Source organism: Deltaproteobacteria bacterium CG11_big_fil_rev_8_21_14_0_20_42_23, assembly GCA_002796345.1.
Classification (GTDB): domain Bacteria; phylum UBA10199; class UBA10199; order 2-02-FULL-44-16; family 2-02-FULL-44-16; genus 1-14-0-20-42-23.
Map to the genome: position 1 here is coordinate 1 of PCXC01000071.1, position 26,044 is coordinate 26,044.

16 protein-coding genes are annotated in these 26,044 nt (G+C 42.7%); 13 read left to right on the forward strand and 3 right to left on the reverse strand.

The annotated features are described in order from the left end of the window. Positions 1–221 precede the first annotated feature (221 nt). Genes COV43_08375 through COV43_08400 form a run of 6 tightly spaced genes read left to right on the forward strand, consistent with a single transcriptional unit; the run spans position 222 to position 4,991 of the window. Positions 222–1,271, forward strand: coding sequence for a DNA-binding protein (locus COV43_08375; protein PIR24814.1), 1,050 nt, complete (start codon positions 222–224; stop codon positions 1,269–1,271). A gap of 1 nt (position 1,272) precedes the next feature. Then, positions 1,273–1,737 carry a type II toxin-antitoxin system death-on-curing family toxin gene (locus COV43_08380; GenBank protein ID PIR24815.1) on the forward strand — a complete coding sequence of 155 codons (465 nt, stop codon included), beginning with the start codon at positions 1,273–1,275 and terminating at the stop codon, positions 1,735–1,737. Then, on the forward strand, positions 1,734–3,248 hold the full coding sequence (locus tag COV43_08385) for a hypothetical protein (GenBank protein PIR24816.1): 1,515 nt from the start codon (positions 1,734–1,736) through the stop codon (positions 3,246–3,248). Before COV43_08380 ends, COV43_08385 begins: the two co-directional genes overlap by 4 nt. 48 nt (positions 3,249–3,296) lie before the next feature. Then, a complete protein-coding gene (locus COV43_08390) occupies positions 3,297–4,319 on the forward strand; it encodes a hypothetical protein (protein PIR24817.1) in 1,023 nt (340 codons plus the stop codon). A gap of 49 nt (positions 4,320–4,368) precedes the next feature. Beyond that, positions 4,369–4,503: a phage antirepressor protein gene (locus COV43_08395; GenBank protein PIR24818.1), complete on the forward strand. Its 135-nt coding sequence runs from the start codon at positions 4,369–4,371 to the stop codon at positions 4,501–4,503. A 2-nt stretch (positions 4,504–4,505) separates the two neighbouring features. Then, positions 4,506–4,991 carry a hypothetical protein gene (locus tag COV43_08400; protein PIR24819.1) on the forward strand — a complete coding sequence of 162 codons (486 nt, stop codon included), beginning with the start codon at positions 4,506–4,508 and terminating at the stop codon, positions 4,989–4,991. A 10-nt stretch (positions 4,992–5,001) separates the two neighbouring features. Here COV43_08400 and COV43_08405 read toward each other — a convergent pair whose 3' ends face one another. After that, complete coding sequence (locus COV43_08405; GenBank protein PIR24820.1) at positions 5,002–5,382, reverse strand: hypothetical protein; 381 nt, start codon at positions 5,380–5,382, stop codon at positions 5,002–5,004. A gap of 218 nt (positions 5,383–5,600) precedes the next feature. On the opposite strand from COV43_08405, the gene smc reads away from it, so the two are divergent. Together smc and COV43_08415 are read left to right on the forward strand one after the other, a co-directional pair. Next, on the forward strand, positions 5,601–10,724 hold the full coding sequence (smc, locus tag COV43_08410) for a chromosome segregation protein SMC (protein ID PIR24821.1): 5,124 nt from the start codon (positions 5,601–5,603) through the stop codon (positions 10,722–10,724). A 47-nt stretch (positions 10,725–10,771) separates the two neighbouring features. After that, positions 10,772–12,427: a hypothetical protein gene (locus COV43_08415; protein ID PIR24822.1), complete on the forward strand. Its 1,656-nt coding sequence runs from the start codon at positions 10,772–10,774 to the stop codon at positions 12,425–12,427. A 256-nt stretch (positions 12,428–12,683) separates the two neighbouring features. Here the strand turns inward: COV43_08415 and COV43_08420 are convergent, their stop codons facing one another. Together COV43_08420 and ald are read right to left on the reverse strand one after the other, a co-directional pair. Then, on the reverse strand, positions 12,684–13,031 hold the full coding sequence (locus COV43_08420; protein ID PIR24823.1) for a hypothetical protein: 348 nt from the start codon (positions 13,029–13,031) through the stop codon (positions 12,684–12,686). 169 nt (positions 13,032–13,200) lie between these two features. Then, positions 13,201–14,295: an alanine dehydrogenase gene (gene ald, locus COV43_08425; GenBank protein PIR24824.1), complete on the reverse strand. Its 1,095-nt coding sequence runs from the start codon at positions 14,293–14,295 to the stop codon at positions 13,201–13,203. 203 nt (positions 14,296–14,498) lie between these two features. Between ald and COV43_08430 the strand changes: the two genes are divergently transcribed. The 5 genes from COV43_08430 (at position 14,499) to COV43_08450 (ending at position 25,931) form a co-directional block, all read left to right on the forward strand. Then, positions 14,499–16,400, forward strand: a complete 1,902-nt coding sequence (locus tag COV43_08430; protein PIR24825.1) for a hypothetical protein — start codon at positions 14,499–14,501, stop codon at positions 16,398–16,400. A 173-nt stretch (positions 16,401–16,573) separates the two neighbouring features. Next, positions 16,574–19,771, forward strand: coding sequence for a hypothetical protein (locus COV43_08435; GenBank protein ID PIR24826.1), 3,198 nt, complete (start codon positions 16,574–16,576; stop codon positions 19,769–19,771). 165 nt (positions 19,772–19,936) lie between these two features. Then, entirely contained in the window at positions 19,937–20,743 is an 807-nt protein-coding gene (locus COV43_08440) for a hypothetical protein (GenBank protein ID PIR24827.1), read from the forward strand. 46 nt (positions 20,744–20,789) lie between these two features. Then, positions 20,790–23,735 (forward strand): hypothetical protein, encoded by a 2,946-nt coding sequence (locus COV43_08445; protein PIR24828.1) that lies wholly within the window; start codon positions 20,790–20,792, stop codon positions 23,733–23,735. Between the two features lie 24 nt (positions 23,736–23,759). Continuing rightward, positions 23,760–25,931: a hypothetical protein gene (locus COV43_08450; GenBank protein PIR24829.1), complete on the forward strand. Its 2,172-nt coding sequence runs from the start codon at positions 23,760–23,762 to the stop codon at positions 25,929–25,931. Positions 25,932–26,044 lie beyond the last annotated feature (113 nt).

The window sequence follows — 26,044 nt, forward strand, 5'->3', positions numbered from 1 at the left end:
TGTTCCATTTTTTGAGGTTGATTTTTGTTGAGCCTCCGAAAAAACACACCGCTCAAGGTCCGCTATCTTGAAAAAATGGGTTTTTCAGGGGGAACAAGCTACAAAAATTGCAAAACCAACTTTCCCCTTGCAAAGTGAACGCCCTGCAGAGCAGTCAATGATGATCGGATATTTAACCTCATCTCGCCAAGCACAGATGTAAAATCGATTTAGGAGAATTTATGGCTCAAGAAGAACAAAAATTAGACAACAAGGACCTGACTGTTTCTCAAATTGATAGGCAAAATATTTTAAATAATCCCTTTGCGCTACAAGAAGTGGAAAAAGCCACGAGAATTCAGGGGATCCCTTTTGAAGGAAAAAGTATTGTTTTAAAGGAGCAAGTTGCCAGATTCTTTGAGGTTTCTCTTAGGACAGTGGAAAGCTATCTAGAAAAATATGATCAAGAGTTGGGGCAAAATGGTTACGAGGTTTTGAAGGGTAAGAGACTGAAAACACTTAAGAAATCAATATCGACTCTTGATGATCCCGAAGCAAACTTCGGTACCATCGCTAAGTCCTCGATATTAGGTATCTTTGATTTTAGAGCCTTTTTGAATTTGGCCATGCTTTTGGTAGAAAGTGAGCGTGCAAGACTCTTGCGGAAGACCATTTTGGATATTGTTATTGATACCATAAACCAGCGAACTGGCGGATCTACAAAATACATCAATCAACGTGATGAAGATTACATAATCTCTTATTTTCAAGAAGAAAATTATCGCAAGGAATTTACCAATGCTCTGCGTGATTATGTGGATATGGGGCAATTTAAATATCCCATGTATACTGACAAAGTTTATGTAAGTATTTTTAAAGAAAACGCTCAAGAGTATCGCAAGATTTTGAAGCTACACGACAAAGAGAATGTGCGAGAAACTTTTTACTCTGAAATTCTAGATTTAGTTTCTTCCTACGAATACGGGTTTGCAAAACTATTAGAAGCTTCTTTTCAGAAGCGCGGACGCAAACTATCTTTTCAAGAAGTGGATCACATTTTTTCTGAATTTGAAAAGCAAGCTCTTTGGAAACCATTAATCGAGAAAGCTCGTATCAAGATGGCCAGTCGTGATTTGGCTTTTCGTGATGCCTTACATAAGCAACTTTCTGAATATGTAACCCCAATCAATCGTGATGAATTTGAACGTTTCTTAGGAGAAAAAGGCAAAGAACTCGCAGAGCGATTGGAAGAAGCAAAGGATGTGATGAAACGATTGAAAGAGCGGGATTAAGATGGCGATCTTGTATCTGACACTTGAGCAGGCTATTGAAACTCATCGCAAGACAATTGAAGTGAGCGGTGGTGGAACGCTCCAGCATCTCGATATGGGTAAGCTTGAAAGTATTTTGAAACACATACAAAACGATGATTATTACCCATCATTTGAAGATAAGCTGACGCATTTATTTTTCAGCGCCAATAAATTTCACTGCTTTGCAGATGGAAATAAGCGGATATCCATTGCGCTCTGTGCACAGATGTTGCTTTTGAATGGTTATCTCTATTGTGTGAGTCAATTTTTGAGAGACATGGAAAATATTAGCTATCACGTTGCGGCAGGCTCTATAGACAAAACACTTTTGCATGAGATTATTACCGCATTTATTGCTGAAGAAATGGATAACGAATCGCTAAAGCTTAAAATTTTAAATGCTCTTTTAGGACCGACGACACGGAAAAAGAAAACCACTTCATGAAACCTAAACACATCACCGCCACCCACCTCTACAACTTCAAAAAATGCGCCTATCGGCCGTTTCTTGATTTCAATGGCGATCCTGCTCTCAAAGTTGAAATTCATCCACTGGTAAAATTGCTGTGGGATTCTGGTGTGCAGTACGAAGCAAAAGTGATTGAATCGTATCAACGCGATCATGCCGATAAAACTTTTCGAGCCATCAGTCCCGAGTGCGCCGCTTCGCAAACCTTAGCCGATGAAACGTTGCGGGTGATGCAAGAAGGCATAGACATCATCTACCAAGGCGTTTTACTTGATGGCAACAAACTCGGCCGGCCAGATCTGTTGCTGAAAACACCCGGCGCTTCCGCACTTGGAAACTATCATTATTATCCGATGGACATTAAGCTCACGCGCGTTGATGGCACTTGGGATGACGGCAACGAAAAAGTTCCCATGGAGCAACTCTGGCAAGTGTATTTTTACGGCGAACTTTTGGCGGCGGTGCAAAAGAAGCGACCAGAGAAAGCGTACATTTTTAAAACCAAAGCCCGCATTCTTTCGGTTCCTCTTTATAAAGCACCTTTCAATTACCAAGAAGCTCTCAGCCAAATTGAATTTTATGTTCAGGGAAATGCAAACGGCGCTGAGCCAGCTATTAACAGTAATTGCGGGATGTGCGAGTGGAAGTCTTCTTGTGCCACGTGGGCTGATGCGCATCGTGATATTTCGCTGGTGTATTATGTGGGCCAAGCCATGAAAACTGGTTTGAAAAAGTTGGGCATCAATACCATTGAAGATTTGGCTGCAGAAAATCCTGATGAACTGATGCAAAAAGTCCAAGAATTAAAAGCTCAAGGTTTTTTTTGGAAAGCGATGCCAACAGATTTACCAATCAAGGCGATTGATCGTGCGCGCATTTACCTCAGCGGAAAGCCCGTGCTTCACCAAGCCATCACATTTCCCGATGCCGAAGTAGAAATTCATTACGATATCGAAGACGACCCCACGCAGGATTTCGTTTATCTGCACGGCGTGCTGCTCGCAAAAAAAGGAAGTGAACCAGAATACATTTCCTTCTTTGCAGAAAACCGTGATGACGAAAAATTAATTACCCAGCGGCTCTTTGATTTTTTTTCGCAGTATCCAAGCGCGCCAATTTATCACTATAGCGATTATGAAAAAACCACACTCAAGCGGCTCATCAACAAGCACCGCCTAGATGCCAATGTTTTCGAAAGATTATTCGGTAAAAACGCTACAGCCATTGACTTGTATAAAGTTGTTACTCAAAACACCGATTGGCCTCTCACCAGTTACAGTGTGAAAGCCATTTGCAAATTTCTTGGTTTTCAATGGGACGCAGAAGACGCCGGCGGGGCGGCATCCATCGTGTGGATGAATGATTACTTGGCGGGAGATTCAACGCTCAAAGAAAAAATCCTTCGCTACAACGAAGACGACTGCCGCTCCACCTATTTTCTCAAAAATGAATTAATCAAATTGTCCAAAATTTTCCTTGATAAGTGAACGTCTCCCACTGCAGGACAGAAAGAACTGCTATTACACGGAGGCGATATGAAGAGTGCTGTATTTGAAAAAGCCAGCTATACCGAATTTTTAAACAGCATCAAATCACGTATAACACAAGCTCGTATTCACGCTGCCAGCGCAGTGAATCGTGAGCTCATCAGTTTGTATTGGTCTATTGGTAAAGAGATAGTCCAAAAACAAGAGAAGCTTGGATGGGGAAAGTCGGTGGTAGAGAAGTTGTCAAAAGATCTGAGAAAAGAGTTTCCTGGAACCTCAGGATTTTCAGCTCGAAACCTTTGGGATATGCGGCGTTTTTATGAAGAATACTGTAATCATAAAAAACTGCGACAACTTGTCGCAGAAATTCCCTGGGGTCAAAACCTATTGATACTACAAAAGCTCAAAGATGATAAAGCGCGAGAATACTATTTAAAAGCAACGGCCAACTATGGCTGGAGCCGCAATGTTCTTTTAAACCAAATCAAGGCACACGCATATCAGCATGCTTTAAAGGAAGGGAAGACAAGTAATTTTAACATTGCTCTTCCAGAATATCTTGCCCAGCAAGCCGAAGAGGCGCTCAAAAGTTCCTACAATTTGGAGTTTTTAGGAATCAAAGAAGATGTGCATGAACGTCATTTAGAAAGCCAACTCATTGAAAAACTCAAAAATTTTATTTTGGAATTGGGGTATGGTTTTTGTTTTATTGGAAGCCAGTACAAACTTAAACTTGGCAAGAATGAATATTTCCTAGATCTCCTTTTCTATCATCGTTTTCTTAAATCATTAGTGGCTATAGAATTAAAAACTGGAAAGTTTAAGCCAGAGTATGCTGGCAAAATGGATTTTTACCTTAACCTTCTCAATGAACAAGAAAAAGCTGATGATGACAAACCATCTCTTGGTATTATTCTTTGTGCTGAAAGAGATCGGCTGGAAGTTGAATTTGCCTTGCGAACCAAAGTGAATCCTATTGGTGTGGCAGAGTACAAGCTCTATCATAAGCTTCCGGGAAGTTTAAAGGGAAAGCTGCCAAGTTCGAAACAGCTTATGCAGGGCTTGAAGTAGTTACTATAAAAAAACCAGTTCCCTCACCGAAAATAAACATGCGACAGGGTTGGAGGAAAATAAAGTTGCCAGTAAAAGAGGGGGAAGTATTGCAAAAAAGGCGAAGCGAGAGCTAGAAGCTAAAACAGGCAAGAAGGTCGTCACATCAGGAAATTACTTAGCACCCGCGAAAAAGGAGAAGTGAAAATGAAAAAACCGAAAAAAATTACAGGGCGCTTTCCGCTCGACTCAGACTCTTTTTGGATGGGACTGCTGGGGAAAATGCGGGTGGCCTTGGGAATCCCGCTGATTTACACTCTTCTTTTGCCTATGCTGGCATTTGATGTCTGCTTAGAAATGTACCACCGCATTTGCTTCCCTATTTTTGCTATTCCTTTGGTGAAGCGCAGAGAGTATTTTATTTTTGACCGCCATCGCTTGCCATACCTAAGCATCATTGAAAAACTCAATTGCCTCTATTGCAGCTACTTCAATAATTTAATGGCCTATGCGAGTGAAATTGGCGGCCGCACCGAGCGACACTGGTGCCCCATCAAGCAGGCTCTGAAAAGATTGGGCCAACATAAACACTATGACAAGTTTTTCGAATACGGAGATCGCGATTGCTTTGAACAAGAGAAAAAAATCAGGCGAATTTACACTGTTGAAGATGAAAAAAAAGAACCCCGCTGAGTTTGATTTCCTACCAAGCCGCATACTTCCGCGTGGAAGAGCTGATCCAGCCTGTCTCTGGCTCGAATTTGTAGGGATGTCCAAACGGGTCTAAGACCTGGCCGCCGTTTTCTACCGTCATTTGCCGAGCATAGTATTGCTGATTGTCGGTGCCTGGAAGGGTGTAGGTTTCGCTGAAGAGGTTTAAAAGCGAGGCGGGTGTTTTCTTTTCTACAATTTTGTAGGTATTTACAGCACTTCGTAAAATCATAAGCTCGTACCTGAGCTGTTCCTGTTTGTGGAGGTCCTGCTGGATAAAATAAATGCGGCCTGTAACTCCAACGATAACAAAGATGAGGAGAAACAGGAGACCACGTTCCCATTTTCGCTTTTTTGGAGCTACTTCCAGCATGTCTTTCTCCTTTTTTGAGCCGCGACAATAAAGGGCTTTTTCTGAAGAGTCAAGGTTTCAGCAAAAGGTGAAAAAGTGATGAGGCGAAAAGCGGGGAAACGCTTTTTCCCTTTACCTTTACGGGCGAGTAGTGTTAGGGAGTACTACGTTTTTTTCACGCAAAACGTTAAAAATCTCATTTTATTTCATAGACTTAAACTATATTTGGAGGCCAGAATATGAGGCTTAAATCACTTGAAATGGTAGGTTTCAAGTCCTTTGCAGATCGAACCATTATTCACTTCGAACCAGGCGTCACCGGTGTTGTCGGCCCAAATGGTTGTGGAAAGTGCGTGCATGGTGATACCAAAGTAACCCTTTCCACCGGAGAGCGCGTACCTATTAGAGCACTTGTTGATGAAGCTTTAAAAAACGCAAAAAGCATTCAAAAAATGGATGACGGTGAATATACCTTAGAAAACAGTGAGAAACTTCATGTGTTTTCACTTGATCCCAAAACCCTAAAGGTAACGACAAAACCAATTCTTTCATTTGTGCGAAGAACTTCTCCCGATACACTTCTCAAAATCAAAACTCGTGCTGGAAAAGAAATTGTAGCAACAGAATATCATCCTCTTTTTGTTCATCATCAAGGCGAAGCAAAAGCTGTTCGTGTTGATGAGTTAAAACCTGGCGTGCACATTGCCACTCCAAGATCACTCCCCGCACAGTCAACTCTGACACACTTTGCAGCCATAGCAGATTGTGGAAGCGAAGAAATGCAAGTAGTTGATGAAATGCAACTTGTGGCTTCAAAAAGAACACATCCTCTTCAGATTAAAACAGAACTCATTCCAGAGTGGGGAAGATTTTTAGGATACATTATTTCAGAAGGTCAAAACAGTTCATGGTCAGATCAGGTTCGTTTTGTAAATGCTGACGCAGCAGTTATTGAAGATTTTTCCGCTGTTTCAGAAACCCTTTTTGGAAAAAGGCCAACGGTTAAAAACTATAAAGAAGGTGCTTCCGATTGCCTTCTGTTTTCTTCCATTTTATGCGATTTGCTCGAGCGAAGTTTTGGAATAATAAGAGGCGCACATTCTTCTCAAAAGAAAATTCCAGACCTTCTTTTTACAGCTCCAGATGAAGTAGCTTGGGCATTTCTTTCTGCGCTCATCGAGGGCGATGGCTGTATTCGTATTGATCGTTCACATTCAGAAAAACCAAAAGCTTATCTAGAATATGCAAGCGCCAGCAAAACCTTGGCAGAAGATGTTGCTAGCCTCTTCCTCCGTTTTGGCATTAGATCACTTATTCGCGCAAAACAAAAAAAGGCGAGTAATGGAACTGGAGAGAAAAAGGAATATTTTTCAGTTTATGTGTATGGAAGAGAACATTTACTTTCTCTTTATGAACATCTCACGCTTGTCAGCAAAAAGGCTGCTCAATTGCGTGAAGCTTGTCTTGTTGCGAAATTTTCGACGTCTTCGCTTGACGTGCTTCCAAACACCACAGAACTTTTTGAAAACTTATGGAATCAAAATAATGTTTCTCTTGCAAAACAACATCCTTTGCGTGGCCGTATAGAATCGTATCGTTCGCATCGCTGCAACCCTTCTCGCAGCGGCATTTTAGAGGCGGTGCAGTATCTTAGAGACAATGCTTCACACTGGAGTGATGAAAGTGAGCTTGAAGCAAATAAACTTGAAGCCTTAGCTTGTTCAGATGTGTATTGGGATGAAATTACTTCGGTTGAAACCCTTCCAGGTGAAGAGTGGGTTTACGATTTATGTGTAGATGAAACGCACAACTTTGTTGCGAATAATATTGTTGTTCACAATAGTAACATCGTCGACGCCATCCGCTGGGTGATGGGTGAGCAGTCTGCAAAGCATCTTCGTGGCGGCGCTATGGAAGATGTTATTTTCAGTGGATCCGATAGCCGCAATCCCATGGGCATGTCTCAAGTGTTTCTTACTTTTGACAACTCCGATGGAAAAGCTCCTGCTGAATATGCCAGCTATACCGAAATTCAAGTGGGAAGAAGGCTCTACCGTTCTGGTGAGAGTGAATACTACATCAACAAAACACCGTGTCGTTTGCGCGATATCATCGACCTTTTCTTGGGAACGGGCATTGGAACAAAAGCTTATTCCATCGTAGAGCAGGGGATGATCGGCCAAGTGGTTTCTTCCAAGCCAGAGGAAAGACGCAGATTCATTGAAGAAGCGGCCGGTATCTCAAAATTTAAAGCACGAAAAGAAGCAGCGCTTCGAAAAATGGAAGCCACAAAAGGAAACTTAAGCCGTCTTTCTGATGTGGTGGGCGAACTTTCGCGTCAGTTAAATTCCTTAAATCGTCAGGCAAAAAAGGCTGAAAAATTTACACTTTTAAACGACGAACTCAAAACTCGAGAGCTCAACCTTGCCGCAACGCGATATCAACAAGAAAACACTCAACTTCAAGATCTCACACGCAATAACGAAAATTATAATCAGGAAGAAGTTTCATCTGCGTCAGCTCTTTCGGTGCAAGAAACTCAAATTGAAGAAAAACGACTTCAGCTTTCTGAGCTTGAAGCTGAAATTGATCAGGTGCAACAAGAGCTCTATCAACAGCGAAACATAGCCCAGCTTAACGAAGCGGGCATTAGCCACAAAACAAGAGAACGCGATCAAATTGCCAGAAGAAAAGTGGTGCTTCAACAAGAGCTGGAAGAAATGGCAGTTCGTCTCACCGAAATTTCTGAACGTCTGGAAACGCTTGGTACAGAACAGCAAGAAGCCGATAGCAAACTCACCGACCGCGAAACCGCAGTAGACGAATTTAAAAAAGAAGTCGAAGTGCTTAAGCAGAAAAGACAGGAAGTGCAGTCTACACTTGAGTCTCTGAGAAATAGCATTTTTGAGGCGTCTACAGAATTGAGGCAGTGCACGTCTTCCATCGAACACTGTGAAAAAAGAGCAAGTGACCTTCAAGAACGAATTGTGTCACATCAAGAAGAGTTGGATGGGCTAGATGCAAAACGCGAAGAGCTGGAGTTGGAAATAGAGCGCGATGCCGATGATGTGAAAAAAGCTCAAGATGAAAAACAAAAGCTTGAGGGTGCACAACAAGACTTAGCACTTTCTGCTGAACAAAAAGAACGAGAGCTTCTCAGCCAAGAAGAAAAAGTTATTGATCTTCGCTCTCGCCTTCAAGAAAAAAAATCACGACACGAATCATTAGTAGAGCTTCGCAAAAATTTTGAAGGCTACGAATCTGGTGTGCGTGCAGTGTTGCAAAAATCGCAAGACGCAAGTCTTGATGGTGTGCTGGGAACCGTTGCCGATATCATTGATACCGATCCTGAATACGAGCAAGCCGTTGGAGCGGTTTTGGGCGAAAAGCTGCAATATGTTGTGGTGAAATCTCAATCGCAAGGCGTGCAAGCACTTGATTACCTCAAGGCGGAATCTGTTGGGAGAAGTACTTTTGTGCCCGTTAGCTTAAAAGTGCAGGAAGCTTCCTCTTTTGTTTCTTCCAATGATGGTATTGTGGGGCCGCTTATTCAGCACGTGCGTTTTAGCGATGATCACAAACGCATTGGGCAATATTTATTTAGCGATGTGCTGCTTGCCGAAGACTTGCAAAAAGCGATTGGCCATTGGGAGAGCTCTGACAAACCTTATACCTATGTTACTCGTGATGGCGATGTGCTTGATGAGTCTGGCTTTATTAGTGGTGGTGCAAAAAACACTTCAACCGATATCATTTTAGCTCAGCAAAAAAAGATTGAGCGACTTGAAGCTGATTTGGCTACCTTAGATCGTGAATATACTGAAGCTAAAAATATTTACGATGCAAACAAGTCTGCACTTCAAGCAGTAAAACTAGAACTAGAAGAAAAGAAAAAACTTTTTCATGAAGCTGATCTAAAACTTGTAAAACTAGAACGCGATTTTGAAGAAGCTTCATCCGAACGTGAACGCTACGAAAACCAACGTGAACGGCTAACCCTTGATGTTGCTGTTCTTGGTGAGGAACGTTCAAAATACATTCAAGAAAAAACAGCGGCCGAAACATTGCGCCAAGAAAAAGAAAATCAAAAAGAAGAAAGTGAACTTGAGCTGCAACAAACCGAAGCTGGTTTAGGTGGCTTTTTGCAGGTGCTTCAAGAAAAAGAAGAAAAACTCATCAACCTCAAAGTAGCTTTGGGTCAAGCTCAAGAAAGAAAAAGTTCTCTTGATCGCGAAATTGAACAGCTTACTTCATTGCAGCAAGAAACCATTTCTGGAACTGAAAAAAGAAAGCAAGAACTTGAAGAAGGTGAAGAAACAAGCCAAACCTTGGCGTTAGAAATTGAACATCTTCGCGAAGAAATGGAATCTGCGCTCACGGCTATTGCCGAGCATGAGCAAACGCAAACAAGCCTTCAAGAAACATATCAAGAAAGCGCCTCTCAGGTAAAGCAGCTAGAGCTCAATTTGCGGGAGTTGCGTAAAAAACATGAAGATGCGCTAAAGGCTTCGCACGAGCTTGAAATTAGACTCACCGAACAAAAAGCTCGTATTCAGTATTTGGTAGATAGCATTCGAGAGCGTTATCGTTTGGAGCTTTCAGAAATTGTAAACGAATATGCTTCAAATGCTGAAGACTACAACGTTGAAGAAGAACATGCTGCGGTTGAAGACCTTAAAGAAAAGCTGGAAAAAATTGGTCCGGTCAACGTTGATGCGGTTGCGGAATACGATGAGGTAAATGAGCGTTACACCTTCTTGCTGCAACAAAGCGAAGATTTGGAAAATTCTTTGGAAGCCTTGTCAAAAGCCATCCAAAAAATTAATCGCACCAGCAAAAAACGATTTAAAGAAACCTTCGAAGCAGTGAACCAACAGTTTCAAGTTCTTTTCCCCAAATTATTCAGAGGGGGAAGAGCAAAGATTATGCTCACGGACGAAGAAAATGTGCTTGAATCTGGAGTGGATATTATTGCGCAGCCTCCCGGCAAAAAGTTGCAATCAGTGTCTTTGCTGTCGGGTGGAGAAAAAGCGCTCACAGCAACTGCGCTCATTTTTGCCATTTTCTTGATTAAGCCATCTCCTTTCTGTTTGCTCGATGAGGTTGATGCTCCACTTGATGATGCCAACATTGACCGCTTCAATGATATGATTCGAAGTATGATTCATCGTTCGCAGTTCATTCTCATTACGCACAACAAAAGAACGATGCAGATGGCGGACACTCTTTATGGAGTTACCATGGAGGAGCCCGGATCATCTAAATTGGTATCGGTAAAACTCAACCTTGAAGAGGGTGATTTGAAAGAAGCGCGAAAGGGAACGCAACAAGAAGAACGCGAAGTTTCTGAATCGGTCGCTTAACTACACATTCCTGTCATTGCAGGAATGACAAAACGCTGGATAGAGATATGCAAGAATTTAGTTGGTCGGTCTTATTGGGGGGGATTGCCTTCTTTTTCTATGGGCTCAAGTCGGCACGAAGCGGCTTGCAAGTGGTTGCCGGAAATCGAATGCGTCGCATTTTGCAAGGGGTGACAAACAATCGCCTGCTTGCCCTTTTTTTTGGTATCATCGTCACGATTATTTTTCAAAGTTCTGGTGCTACTTCAGTTTTGTTGATTTCCTTTGTTGAAACACAGCTCATCACCTTTATCAATGCCATTGCGGTTTTGCTGGGAGCGGACATTGGTACAACGCTCACTGTTTTTTTGCTCTCGCTGGGAAAAATCACCGAATATTCTTTGCTTGTAGTGGCGCTTGGTTTTTCTTGTCAGCTTTCTTCAAAACCGAAAGTGAAAAGCACCGGCGCTATTATACTTGGTTTTGGTTTAATTTTTTATGGCATGCATCTCATGTCTGAAGCGGCCGAACCTCTCAAACACAGTGAGTTGGCGCGAATTATTTTCACCTATCTTTCAACGCATCCTCTTGCCACCATTGTCATTGCCACTCTTTTTGCCGGCGCCATTCATTCTGCGGGAATGATTGGTATTGCCATAGCGCTTTCTTTTGCAGGTGTGATCTCACTTTCCACGGCGGTGCCCATTGTACTTGGAGCCAACATTGGGACTTGTGTTACGGCAATTTTATCTGCGGTGGGTTCAAATGAAGATGGAAAACGTGTTGCGCTTGCTCATACGGGTTCCAAGATTATTGGCGTGGCTCTTGTCTATCCTTTTATGAATGAGCTTTCCATTTTTGTGCAGCAGATTTCGTTTCGTATTACCGATTATTTTCCTTTGCTCACTCCTGGCGTTGCAGGTGAGATTGTGATTGTGCATGTTCTCTTTAATATTGCATTGGCCATTTGTTTTCTGCCGTTTACCGTTTTGCTGGGAAAACTGGTAACGCTGCTTATTCCAGATCGAAAAGATAAAGCAGAACCGTTTGGACCAAAGTACCTTGATAAGGCTTCTTTAGAAATGCCGTCTCTTGCGTTTGCGCAAGTGAAGCGGGAAATTTTGCGTATTGCGGCTTTGGTTGAAGATCAAATTAACAGATGTTTGCATATGTTTTATTACAAAAGAGACATTGAGTTTGAAATTACTCTTATCGAAACAGAAGATGACAAAATTGACATTCTCGAAAAAGAGGTGCGTTTTTATCTTGCCAAAATTGCAACCGAGCATCTCTCGGAAGAAGAGTCTGGGCGCCAACTTGCGCTGCTTGCTATTGGCCAAGACTTTGAAGAAATTGGAGATATTATTTCGCGAGAAATGGTGACGCTTGCCAGAAAAAAAGATGCGAAGGGCGTTCCTTTTTCCGAGCAGGGTTGGGTTGACTTAAGAAAAATGCAAGAACACGTTCGTGCAAATTTTGCCTTGGCCATTTCGTATCTTGCACAGCCATCACAAGAAATTAAAGCTCAAGTCTTGAGAAATGAACAACACATTGATGAAGTGGAACAGAGATTTCGCCAATCACATTTAAATCGCTTGCATCAAGGCTTGAAGGAAAGTTTTGAAACCAGCTCACTTCACTTGGATATTCTGTCCAACTTGCGAAGAATGAATCGTAAAATTACCGACATTGTGGTGAATGCAGAAAAATTAGTGGAGCGATAGGGCTTAGTGCTTGTGCCTCATTCTCTTGTTATCCTCTGGCAATTCTATGTTTTGTCCCAAATGAAGTATTCGTAGAGACGCATTGCAATGCGTCTCTACAATTATTTGCATCATTACAGGCAAAAACAAAAATTGTTAGAGGAGATCCTTCGTTACACTCAGGATGACGGCAAAGTGCGAATCCCTGACCTCCAAAACAAAAAAAACCGAAAGCCTTGTAAGACTTTCGGTTTTACATTTTCTCTAAAATTAAAACTTAAAATGCTTTTTGAAGAGTTTTTACTTTTTCAGTTTGTTTTGCCAAGCGTGCAAGCCAAGCGTCTTTTTTTCCAAGTTTCTGTTGGCATAATTTTGCGAGTGGAAGTTTTTTCGCTTTGTTCAATTCTTTTACTTGAGCATTAAGCAGGTCACGTTCTTTCTGTGCGCGCTTTTGCTGGTAGCCAATTGTTTCTGCTCGTTTTGCCAGGTACGCTTTGATGTGCTTTTTGTACGCAGCTTCGAAGGCTTTTTTGCCTTCATCTGAAGTTCTTTTGATGGCTTTTTCTTTGAGTTCGGGATGCTCAGCAAGAAATGCTTTCCATGTGTACTTCTGTTGCAATGACATAATATCTCCTTCATTTTTTCACCTAAGCCAAAGCCTAGGTATCAGCCGGGAGTTTGTCCTCCTGGATGATTTTTGGTTGAGCGCCGCTACTAAGGCAGATTTCCCGCGAGGTCAAGGGGAATTCAGGAGAAGGCTGCTTTTCTTGGCCAGTTTGGCCTTTATAAACCTTTTACAACGCCAAGTGTGGGAAAAGTTTTTCCAGAACGGGGAGGGTGACTTTCCCAGCCTTTGTTTGCAAGCCTTTGCCCAGGGCCTCGTTTTGCTCTAGGGCTTCAGAGATGCCTCTGTTGGCAAGCTCTAAAACATACGGAAAAGTTGCCTTGGTAAGCGCTTCCGTTGAGGTGCGCGGAGTGAGCGCTGGCATATTGGTAACGCAGTAGTGGATAATGCCCTCTTCCACAAAGGTGGGTTCTTCGTGCGAAGTGGGGCGCGAGGTTTCAACGCATCCGCCTTGGTCGATGGCAATGTCTACGATTACCGATCCCTCTTCCATGGCTTTCAAGTGAGAACGACATAACAAATGAGGAGCTTTATCACCGGTTACGAGCACGGCGCCGATAAGCAAATCAGCTTTTGCCGTCCACTCTGCGATGGCTTCGGCACTGGATTTGATAGCCAAAATTTTTCCTTTATACTTCTCTTCGATGTACTTGAGTTTTTCCTCTTTCACATCCAAGACAACTGTTTGTGCACCAATGCCGGCTGCAACTTCAGCTGCATTAAGGCCTGCATGTCCGCCGCCAAGTACAACCACGCATCCTTTCTTCGTGCCTGTAACACCACCAAGCAACAAACCTTTTCCACCGTGAACGCGATGAAGAAGTGTTGTGCCCACTTGAGCTCCCACGCGGCCAGCAACTTCACTCATGGGAATAAGCAACGGAAGAGAATTGTCTTTGCATTCCACGGTTTCGTAACCGATGGAAGTAACGCCGTATTTGCACAAGGCATCTGCAAGCGGGGGAACGCTGGCTAAATGTAAAAAGGTGAAAAGATTGAGGTTGTCGCGAAAGTATTGATACTCCTGCTCCAGCGGTTCTTTCACTTTTACGATAAGCTCGGCATTTTTCCACACTTCTGCTGCTGTCTCGCAAATGCTTGCACCAGCAGATTCGTAGCGGGCATTGGAAAATCCAGAAAGCTTTCCGGCATGTGTTTCGACAAAAACTTTATGACCTTTTTCAACCAAAAGGCGTGCTCCTTCTGGGGTGAGAGCCACGCGGGTTTCTTTCACTTTAATTTCTTTTGGAACGCCAATAATCATCCTTTTCTCCATTCGTCATTTTTCGCTGAGAGCTCTATGCAAATTGGCCTGGAAAGACAATAGCTTTGTGCAGCTTTGGCCAGAAGGTGAAAAAGTGATGTTTATATCTTAAATGGGACAACTTTTTCACCAAAAGTACGAAAAAAACAGGACAAGCAGAACAAAGTGTGTTTGAAGAACGCAATTTTTAGAGGAAAGGGATTATGTCTATTCGGGTTTCAGCTCATTTGGTACATCAGCTTGAGGTATTTTACCGAGAGCAAGATACCCCCAAATCCCTTCGCTTTCGCGAGATATCAAGAGATGATGGCAGCGATTTAGTTGTGCTTGAAACCACTTCCCAGGCAGCTGTTTATCTTTCTCGTTTATATCCAGCTCACCGAGTTGATGTTGGCTTCAGATATTTTTTAAGATCACTCCATCGTTTTGATCGAGAACGTTGGAGTGCGTTATCCCTCTTTGAGGCATCCCCATTATTACAAGATTTTGTAGCATCGCAGAGGGATTCAGATTTTTCGCCTGAGCAAGTTGCAAAAAATCTTATTGTCATGCGAACCAATCTTGCAAAAGATATTGCAGCGCATCTGCAAGGTCATGCCGGATTTGACGAATTCAAATATCCTTTAAGTTTGATGGCAAGAGCAGTTTGCGCAGATCCAAGTTTTTCAGGCATGAAATCTATGCTGATTTCTTTATGCGGAGCTTGGGATTTATATGATCGTTCTCGCATTTTAAGAAACAGGGGTCTATATGCGGATGAATACGTAAATAATACCCCAGGTTTTTTTGATTGGATTCTTTCCTTTCGAGAAGCTTTGGTCAAAGAACAAAATGACATCGATCCTTTTGAAAGTGCGGAAGGTGCTTATTCTCTCGGGTATGTAGTACAAGCGCTTTTTATGCATAATGCTATTGGTAAAAAGAAATATGATCTTCTCCACCGAAAAGCGTATCAACGCGACTTGTACGAGCGATCACCGAGTCTTCAAGGTATCTCAAATGCTTATCTTTCTTCTCCTCTTATGCTGATTTATGAACTTGACCGCATACGGGATGACGTGATTGAGGAAGTAAAAAGTGGAACTCGAGAACATGTTGTACATTATGCACTTTCAAGTCTTGTGTATTCCTTGATTACAGCTGGTCGTATTCCTCGAACGAACGAACAGAAGTATGTTCGTCTTGCAGGTGCGCTTGAAATGTATCGCAGATCAGAAACGCTCCAAAATATTCCAGAGGATATTCTCAATGATGATAAGGCGCTCATAAAATATCTTGTTCGTTTTCGAGATAAAATTTCGATTGAGTGCATGCTTCAACTTGGAAAAGCTACTATTGATAAGTGGTTCGTCAGAGATGTGGAATGGCTTTCGCTCGCAACACTGCTTCATGCCCTCTATGCAGGACGAAAAATTACATCTGAAAAGAGATGGCTTTCACTTGTGAATTGGTATGGCACCAAGTTGGATTATTATTTGCATCGGCGTAAAAATTTAGATCCTGACATAGCAAAAGTGAAACAAGTCTGGAGTGCTCCAGGAAAAAAATTAGGTGCCCAACATATTGTTGACAGAAAAAAATTTACTGCCACCGATGATCCTGAGAGACCATTATCGTTAGCGTATTTTCAAGCAGTTGTTTCGAATGCTGTCTGGTTGAACGCTCTCCCTGATGGCTACACGCGCACGTTATTAAGTGGCGCCGAAATGGCAGCAAGCGTGGGCATGTCGTTGGATTTGCGCAAGTTTCCCAATATCGAAGAGAGGCTGATGCGTGCTGCAGTTTATGCTGCCAATTACCCCCAAGGTGCTAGACGAGAAGCGGTACTTGCCCTGGCCCACTTGAGAGAAGAGTTGGCAGCTCAAGATGTTTCACCTCAGCTGCTTGATGGCATTGACTTGATGATCGAAGGAAATCACGACGCCATCCCTTCGCAAGTGCAGATCCCACAAGCGCTTCCCGCAAGGCAAGTTGCAGCTGCTGGTGGCGGAATACCATGCTCCATTTCGCAGATGCCGTTAAATCCGCTCCCAATGGTCTTTTCCTCGGCCTCAGTTTTTAAACTTCCTGTCGTTGGAGGGATGAGTTTCTTTCGTATCATCTAAGGCAGTCATTCCAAAAGTGGAAAAATCTAAATTATTTTAAGTCCTTATGCGTCAACTAGGCGCGTCTAGGCTTTTGCTCCTTTGGCGATTATTCACGCAACAATTTCTGGCTTCTGCCGATAAGGAAAAGTCTTCGAGCCCAGTCTTTTTGCGGCTTCGGAGCCGGTGAATATATGATGAAAAAATACAGTTTCATTTTTTGTGCTCTTCTTTTTCTCTTTTCTTGTACCCAAGGTCAGGAAAAGCGCGCTGGCAGTGGTGTGTCGCCTGATGAAGTTTCCACTCCAAATACTTCACTTAGCATTACAGATGAATCTGAACTTATCACCGGCCCACTTGCCATTTCACGCGTTGGCGATGTCTTGCTGCAAAATGATAAAATAAAAGTAGTCATTCAAAAGCCAGGAAAAGATACCGGTCTTGGAAGTTTTGGCGGAAGTATTATTGATGCGGTTCCGCTGGGAAGTAAAAGCGGTGATCACTTCGGCGAAATTTTTCCGTTGGTGAATGTGGAGTGGACGGTTAATTACTACAAGTACAAGGTTATAGAAGATGGCGACAGAAAAGTGCTTCGTGCTTTTGGTCGTATTGATGTCTATGACTACCTGGATATTGATTTTGTTGCCTCAGCGGCCGATGCCCTTGTGGGGCAAAAGCTTGGGTACGCTCATCGCTTCGATGACAGAAGTGATCCCTTCGATATTTACGATGACCTCAAAGGTTTAGATACTGAAGTGGTAACAGATTACATTCTTCCCGCTGGGAAAAAGTATGTGATCATGAAAACCACGTACAAAAATAATGGCAAGCAAGCGGTAAAACTTCCTTTGGGTGAATTTGTAAATGGCTCGGGTTCTCTTTCGGAGCTTATTCCTGGTTTGGGATATTCGCCCGACTTGACAGCGCAAATTGGTGGGCACACTCCAGCGCTTATTTATTCTGGCATGGATGGCATCGATGTTTCGTACGGATATTTTTATGATCCAGCTCCTTTCATTGATCCCAAAACAAAAGAAATGCGATCCACCGCATCGCTAAGCTATTCGGGCCTTACCGCCGTGTTGTTTGGTGAAGAATTTTTGAAAATTTTTCCTCTTGGTTCAAGTACGCCGCCAGACATTCATTTTTCTCTTTCTGCCGGCGAAGAAAAAACGCTCACACGTTATTTTGTGGTTGGTGATGGCTCGGCGGGTTCAGTGCTGGATGCTGGACTTGAAGCGCTTGGTGTAAAAACAAATCCCATTCAGGGAAAAGTAGTGGATGCAAATGGAAATGCGGTTGAGAATGCGACGGTTGCCATCAAAAATAAAGGTGGTGCAACGGTTGTTACTTATCGCAGTGATAGCAACGGAAGTTTTTCAGGTTTGCTTCCCACTGGTGAAGATGCGTTGAGCAAAAGTTTTGGAAAAGGGCAGTACACGGTTGAAGTGTATAAAGAAGGATTTCACTTAAATGGTTCAAGCAGTTCTGGCGAGTGCACACCTTCCGATCTTGATTTGAAGCTTTTTGCAAAAGTGGAATGTGTGCTTGGCGAAAGTTCAAGTATTGTTTTCAGCAATGCAATCACCGACGGCAGAAGCCCACTGGTTGCGCGTCTTACGATTGTGGGTGAAGATCCAAGCCCCAATGTGAGCAATGGAAAAGGCGTTTTCTACGACAATGATTTGTTAAGCAGGCCTTTTGGAATTGTGGACATCAAGTATATTACTGCAAAAGGAACAATAGCATTGAGTAATGAAAACAGTTTTCAGCTTGAACCTGGAACGTATCGTTTCATTTTTTCTCACGGCCCCGAATACGATATCCACGATGAACAGATAACGCTTGCAGCAGGCGAGACACATGAGTTTTCGGACATTGTTTTAAAACGTTTGATTGCAACGCCAAATTATATTTCCTCCGATTTCCATGTGCATGGTATTCACAGTCCAGACTCTGCTTTCACCGAAGAACGCCGAGTGCTTTCTGCTGCGGCTGAAGGCTTGGATATTTTGCAGTCTTCCGATCACGATTATCTTACCGATTATAACCGTGCTTATCGCGCGTTGATTGCTTCAGGTGAAGTGGCGGCAAACTCAATGCAGACTGCTGTTGGCGACGAGATCACTCCAAATCAATATGGACATCTTCACGCTTTTCCGTTGGAGCATCATGCGGAAGATGTTGCGGGTGGAGCGCTTGATTGGTCGTATTCCCCACGCGATGAAATTTCAACTTCGCCAGATTATGCCATGACGGTGGATGAAATTATTGAAGCGGTCAGAAAAGATCCTGGCGAAGAAGTGCTGCAAATAAATCACATTATGGATAGCCCCAGTGGCTTGTTGGTAGCGGCGGGGTGGGTAACAAGCCCGTTTTACCGAGAGAGTTTTTCAGTTGATCCTCTTACAACTTACGCAAACCCAGTAGAGCGACGTTTGCCTGCAGTGGGTGTAGCCAGTGCGTATCCGTTTCCCTTTTCTGGAAATGGACTTATTTCAAATAAGTTTAACGCCATTGAATTGGAAGTGGGAGGGAACATCAACAATTTGCAAAGTTTCTATAGGTCTGCGCTTCCAAGCTGGTTTAATTTACTCAATGTGGGAATGTTACTCACAGCAACAGCTGATTCAGACAGCCATAGCGAGAAGAACCCTTTGGGCTTGCCTCGCAATTATATTCTTTCTTCGGTTGATCCCAAAGATGATGGCAAGCAGTACGAAAATATTGATTTGGAAGAATACGCCTTCAACATCAACGAAGGCAGGGTGATTGTTTCTGCAGGGCCATACATTTCCATGAAGGTAATGAGCGAAGATGGAAATGAATATCACGTTGGTGATACCGCAAAGGGGAAACAAGTTGAGATTGAGATTGAAGTGCAATCTCCAAGCTGGGCCTGGTTTGATACGGTGGAAATTTATGCCAACACCGAACCAGTTCCCGTGGACGACGAAACAGGAACACCGTTTGAAGGAGTGGCCGCTGATCCTGCAGATTTTTATCAGCCGTATCGTGTGCCGCAATACAGTTATCGGCCCACGAAAAGTTTTCGCGTGATTGATCAGAGCCTCGAAAGTTGGAAAGAGGCAGATGGCGTGATTACCGCAAGTGTTCGCACTTCTTTAACCGTGACGGAAGATACTTGGTTTGTAGTGCTCGTTCGCGGAACCAAAGAAACAGAAGGCTACCGCTCTCTTTTCCCCGTTTTGCCTCAGGCCCTTCTGGATGACGAAAAAAGTGTAAATGATTTAGATCCGCTTGATCTTGAAGCCGTGTATCAACACGAAAATGTTGGAGCCTCAGCCTGGGCGCTTACCAACCCGGTTTACATCGATCTTGAGGGCGATGGCTTTGAAGCCAAGTACCAACACCTTCGTTCACCCTTTTAAGTAAATTGTATACTTTCTGTCTAATCACCTCATTTTAAAAGGAATTTTGAGCATCAACCTTTTTTCTTTCACTTTCAAAACAAATGATTGATATATAAAACAATCGGTCTATATAGCCACCGATTTCGTCAACATTTTCGTTTTTATGAAGGAGTAAGTTTTATTATGTTTCGGTTTTCTCCAGGTGTACGTCCTCCTGTTTCGCTTCATTACGTCAGTCCGGTGAGGTTTCCATCTTTTAGTAACTCAGGATTCTGGACGTGCTGCAGCGAGATCACTACGCTTAGTTCCTGCATCAAGACACAGACAGCACCTAAGCCTTCACTTCCTCCAGCTCCACAACAGCCACAAGCAGGATCGTTTTGGACAGGTTATGCAAAAGGTACGGCTGTGGCGGCGGCTGGTATTGGTGGAGTAGCTCTTGGAACATGGGAAACCACTTCAGATGCGCTTTCGCTTTTTGCGACACGACTTGGTGATCAAATGGGAGCATATCCGCTTGAATTTACAGGAACATATTTAGGAATGGCAGCCTTAGTCCTTTCGCTTGAAGTGTATCGAAGACATAAAGCAGAAACATCTCATGAAGCGTCGTTGTGGAAAAAAACACCAGACGTGGGAAAAAGCGTGATGTTCACGAGTGCCGCTTTTGCATTAGGAGAACTTGCATCTCATCTTCTTCAAGGTGAAGGTGTTCATTCTTCTCAGTTTGCGGATGTCTATGGCGATATTGTAGCAGTAGGTTTATTTATTGCGTTTGTTCAAGCGGTTGATTGTGCCTGCGAAAAAATAAAAGGCAAATATGAACAAGCTTCGCTCAGTTTTCTGCTTTCGAGTTCGTTACTGGCAATCACATGGCTTCCCCGATTCCTTTGTTTGTTTGATGATACAGCGCTTGTGGTTGCGCGACTTCAACGGGAAGGAGTTTATGCAACCCTCAGCGATTCACTCCGCCACTTTTTTTCTTCTTGAAGCGAAAGAGGCTTGAGCTTTTTGCGAAAGTCTTTACAGTTGGGCGATGACAAAAAGACATTTCTTTTGGGTTCTTAGTTTTTTTCTGCTCACTTTTTTTTCATTCTCTGCATCGGCCGCAAGTTATGATCCCAAGCTGCATTGGAAGACAGCAAGCACAGAACATTTTCATCTCAATTATCCAGAAACGGTAGAACAAAGTACGGTTCATCTTTCGGCGAAATATTTTGAAGAAGCCTACAGCTTGCACACCAAAACCTTCAACTGGAAACCTCGCGGAAAAGTAGAAGTGGTTCTCATCGATAACACCGATGAGGCCAATGGACTCACTTCCATCCTGCCGTACAACTGGATTATTTTGTATGTGGTTGCGCCGCGTGCAGAATCTACGCTTTCCAATTATAACAACTGGCTTCGCTTGCTCATTTTTCATGAGTTTGCACACACGGTTCACTTAGACGCGGTGGCGGGAATGTGGCGTCCCGTGCGCTTTATCTTGGGGCAGACAGCAGCGCCAAATGGGATGCAGCCAGTGTGGATTAAAGAAGGCTTGGCTACTTATCTTGAAAGCACGCGCACTGGAAAGGGCAGGGCAAATGCAAGCCTCACCGAAATGATGGTGCGCACGGCTGTGCTTGAACAACGTTTTCCAAAAATAAGTGAAGCCGATGGCTTTCAATGGGAATGGCCCAGCTATAATTTGGCGTACTTGTTTGGTGTAGAGTTTGTGGAGTATTTGGCAAATACTTATGGCGAAGAAAAGATTGTAGCCTTTACCGAGCGCACGCGAAGATCGCCTGTTTTTTTCATGATCAACCGGCATGCGAAAAAAGTTTTTGGCAAAACGTTTTATCAGCTTTGGAAAGATTGGGAGAAAAGTTTAGAAATAAAGTATGCTGAGTTTCTCAATCCAAATACTTCATTTACGTCAAGCTTTTCACTTCATACAAAAGAAAAAGACGAACAACAAGAAGCTCCAAGCATTTCTCCAGATGGACAGCTAATAGCTTATGCATCTACTTCTCCGCATCATGGCAATGAAATTAAAATTCTGAATCTCAAGACGAAAAAAATCACAAAGTTTGCTGTGCAACACGAAGCAACTCAAATGGCTTGGACTCCCGACAGTTCAAAAATTATTTACTCCGCACTTCAACGACATAAACGTTACAATCGTTTTTTTGATTTGTGGGAATATGATGTGAAAAGCAAAAAACACAAACGGCTTACAAGTGGTATGAGAGCAAGAGATCCTGTTGTGAGCCCTGATGGAAAAGAAATTTTATTTGTGCGAGGTGATGAACGAGGTGACAATCTTTATGTTTATACTCTTGAAACCCGTAAAGCAAAACTCTTTACAAAAGAAACATTGAATCATGTTCAGCTGTCGCGGCCAAGTTGGTCAAAGAAAAATAATCTCATTGCTGTTTCGGTCCATCGCTTGGAAGAAGGATGGAAAATGTATCTTCTCAACCCCAAAACAAAATCTTTCGCCCGCATAAGCAAGTCTGTTGCGGATGAGCGAGATGCTTCTTGGCAAGAAAATGGAGAAAAGCTTTTTTATATTTCCGATGCAAAAGGCATTTTCAATCTTTTTGTCTACGATGCTAAGCATCAAAGCATTGCTCAAGCATCGCATCTTAAAACAGGAATCTTTAGCCCAAGTTCTGCCGATGGAAAAACAGTGTATGCACAAGTGTACAATGCCGATGGCTACGAACTTCAGCAGTTGGCAGTAGAGCATTCAACGCAACGGCCTGCGTTGCAAAAAAATCTCTCGTGGACTGATTTGAAGAGCAAAAAAACTGAAACAGAAAATGAAGAAAGTGTTGTTCTAAAAGAAGGAAAATATTCTTCATTTGGAAAATCACTTTTCCTTCCTCGTTTTATTGTTCCCATTGCTTTTTATACCGGGGAAACCTTTATTGCTGGTGGATTTACGGGCGGAACGGATATTTTAAACCGGCACGCATGGCAAGCCGGTGGCACTTATCGCTTCGATGCAAAGCATCCAGGCTATTTTGCAAATTATAGTTACAATCGCTTTCGTCCCATTTTTGGTTTTGGCATTCAAGACAGTGTGGTGTATTACGGAAATGTTTTTTTTCCCAATACGGCAAGAGTAGTGCAATACTTTGAGGAGCGCCGTAATAGTTATGCCTATGTTGCCTTTCCCATTAAGAGACATTCTTTTTCAACGACTTATTTTTACGAAGATAGATTTCCACAGTCAAATCTCACTGCGGCTGAAGCTTCGTTGTTAACGACGGGAAAATTTGCGGGCCTCTCTTTTGGCTATAATTATTCAAGCCTCGGCAAAACCGCAGCTGCCATAAGTGCGGAGCAGGGCAGGAAGGTGCGTCTTTCTACTTCGGTAACCAATCACCGTTTTGGTTCCGATGCCAGCAACGAGCAAACTATCTTCAGTGGCGATTGGCGCGAGTTTGTAAAGACTTGGGGCCATCAAGTGTTGGCGTTGAGGGCTGCTGGCGGAATTACTTTTGGAGATACTATCAACCAGGGAACTTTTGGAATGGGGGGAGCTCTTGGCGAGGGTGCGTTTGGCGCCGGAGGCTCTTTGTTTTATTTGCCTCTTCGAGGGCTTCCTATTTCTGCCATTTCCAGTACACGGGCAATGTTGGGATCTGCTGAATATCGTTTCAGGCTTGCATCTCCTCAACGTTCGCTTGGCACGTGGCCTTTTTATCTCAAAAATGTGCATGCTAGTCTTTTTGCTGATTATGGAAACGGATGGAACTCCGGTGAAAAAGATGGCGCAAACTTCAAAGAATTTTTTGGAGATTTTCTCCTTGGCGTAGGTGCTGAGCTTCGGGCGGATTTTGTTGTGGGCTATGGACTTCCCGTTGTGGGGAGACTTGGTTACGGAATTATCGTTGTTAATCGCGATAGGCTCAATGGTGTAAAAGATGATCTCTTAAATACAGATGTAAAAAATGGGGTCATTATTTTGCAGTTTGGAACTTCGTTTTAGTCACTTCCTGTTTAAAGGATACTCATGAAGCGTATTGTTTCTTTTTCCCTTCTTTTTTTCTTTTTGTTTCACTTTTCAGTTGAAGCAAAAAATAAGTATCGTCGTGGCTCTTCGCAAAATGAAGACAATGTTCTTCAATCGCAATTGGAGTTGTTAAAAGAGCAGACAAAAGATTTTTCTACTGAAGATTGGAACTTTCTTCTCGCAAAAAATTTACTCCAAAAAGAAAAGTGGCTCGATTCTCTTTATCATTTAAGCAAAATTCCAGAAACTTATTTTCTCTATGACTCCGTTTTATTTATGAAAGCCGAATCTTTTCTAAGGCTGAACCAGATTGAGTTTGCGCGAGAGGCGCTGGCAACATTATTTTCTTCCCACCACAAATCTGTCTCTCTTCCCCAAGCAAAAGTGCTCTTGGCTGAAGTGCTGATTGAAGAAAAAAACTTTGAAAAAGCTCTTGTTTTGTTAAATGAACTTCTGAAAGAAGCTGTTTCCCCTCAAAGAACAAAAAAACTAACCCTCCTAAAATTTGAAGCGTTGCTTGGTGCAAAAAATAAAAATGAAATTGAACGTTGGGGAAAAGATGTCTTACTCAATCTCAAAAGTAGAGAGGAGTTCGATGCATATGCTCCAACCTTAGAAAAGATAAAAGAAAAACTGGGAACTGATCTCTTGTCGTGGTCACAGCAAGATGTGCAACAATACCTTATTGCAGAATCCTTCGAAAAAAATTCTCAGTGGCACGATGCTATTGATGTTTTGCGCCCCTTGCTTAACCGAGAGCAGCTCTCTCGAGAGGTGAGGGCAAAATCAATGTGGATCTTGGGCTTAAGCCTTGCCAGAATTCACCAGTATGATGAGGCAGTGACGCTTTTAGAAGATACGCGAAAACTACCAGAGAGCAGCCCCTTTAGAGGTAATCTTTTAAGGAGGCTTGCTCTTACCTATGCCAAAAGAGGTGAATTTGAGACATCTCTTCGTATTCGAAGAAATCTTTTGGAATCCCACCCAAGCAAAAAAAGTAAACAACAGCTAGCTCAAATTATAGCCGACACCGAATTTTATCAAGGTTCCTATCGCCAAGCCATTGCTGCCTGGAAAACAAGTCTGGAATTGGGTTTGCGAGGAAAGCAAAAAGCAGTCACCAATTGGCATTTAGCTTGGAGTTATTATCGTTTAGGAAAATATGATGAAGCTTTGGAACGTTTTTCTCAGTTAATTGAAAGCAAGGAAGCAAAAATTTATCATATGCATGACAGAGTGCGATATTGGAAAGCCAGAACGTTTGAGCAGTTGTCACAACATGATGAGGCGAGGAAAATTTACCGTGAATTGATGCGGGAATATCCAGTTGGCTATTACCGAGAAGCTGCTAGAAGACGGCTTGAAAAAAAGGAGCTGGATTTTTCAACTATTGCGCATACGAAACTCAAAAAAATAAATGAGATTCACTGGGAACCAGAGCTTCCCGATTTTAGACTTCTAGAAAAAAGCTCGCCGCATTTTTCGCGCGCTCTTTATTTACATCGTTTTCCTTTTCATGAGGAACTTATCGAAGAGCTCAAAGCCTCAAAGGAGGAAAAGGGATATTTGGAAATAAAGCTTTGGCTGGCAGCACAGCATGAAGGACATAGTTTTGCGTATCGTTTTGTTGCGCGGCATTTTAAACACTATTTTTCACGTCTTCCAGAAAATGATGCTTTTGGGCAGTTTGTTTGGAAGCAATATTATCCTGAAGTGTATCCGGATATTGTCTCTCAAGTGATTAATAATGGGGATCTCGATAAGCGACTTATTTATGCTCTTATCCGAACAGAGTCTGCCTTTCAGGAAAAAGTTGTTTCTAAAGCTGGTGCGATTGGCCTCATGCAAATAATGCCAACGACAGCAAAGCAAGTAGCCATAATGGAAAGCGAGGGAGGCGCTTTCTCATTCGAGAGTAGTCAACTGTACGAAGCAAAGCATAATATTCATCTTGGCATTGGATACTTCACGTATTTACAATCTCTTTTCCCCAATAATCCTGTGGCCTGGATTGCTTCTTATAATGCAGGCGAAGATGCAGTGGCAAGATGGCTCAAGCAAAAGAAAGATTTAACGATAGAAGAATTTATAGAAGAAATTCCTTATTACGAAACAAACTTGTATGTGAAAAAAGTGCTGACAGCTTATTGGGTGAATCAGTTGTTGCACTAAGGTGTGTGTTTAAATTTGATGAGAATTGTGGATTGTATCTTGAAGTGAAGTTGAATTTGGAAGAGAAAGAAAAGAGAGGAAGTGATGGCGTAAAGTGGATAGGTCATAAAAGA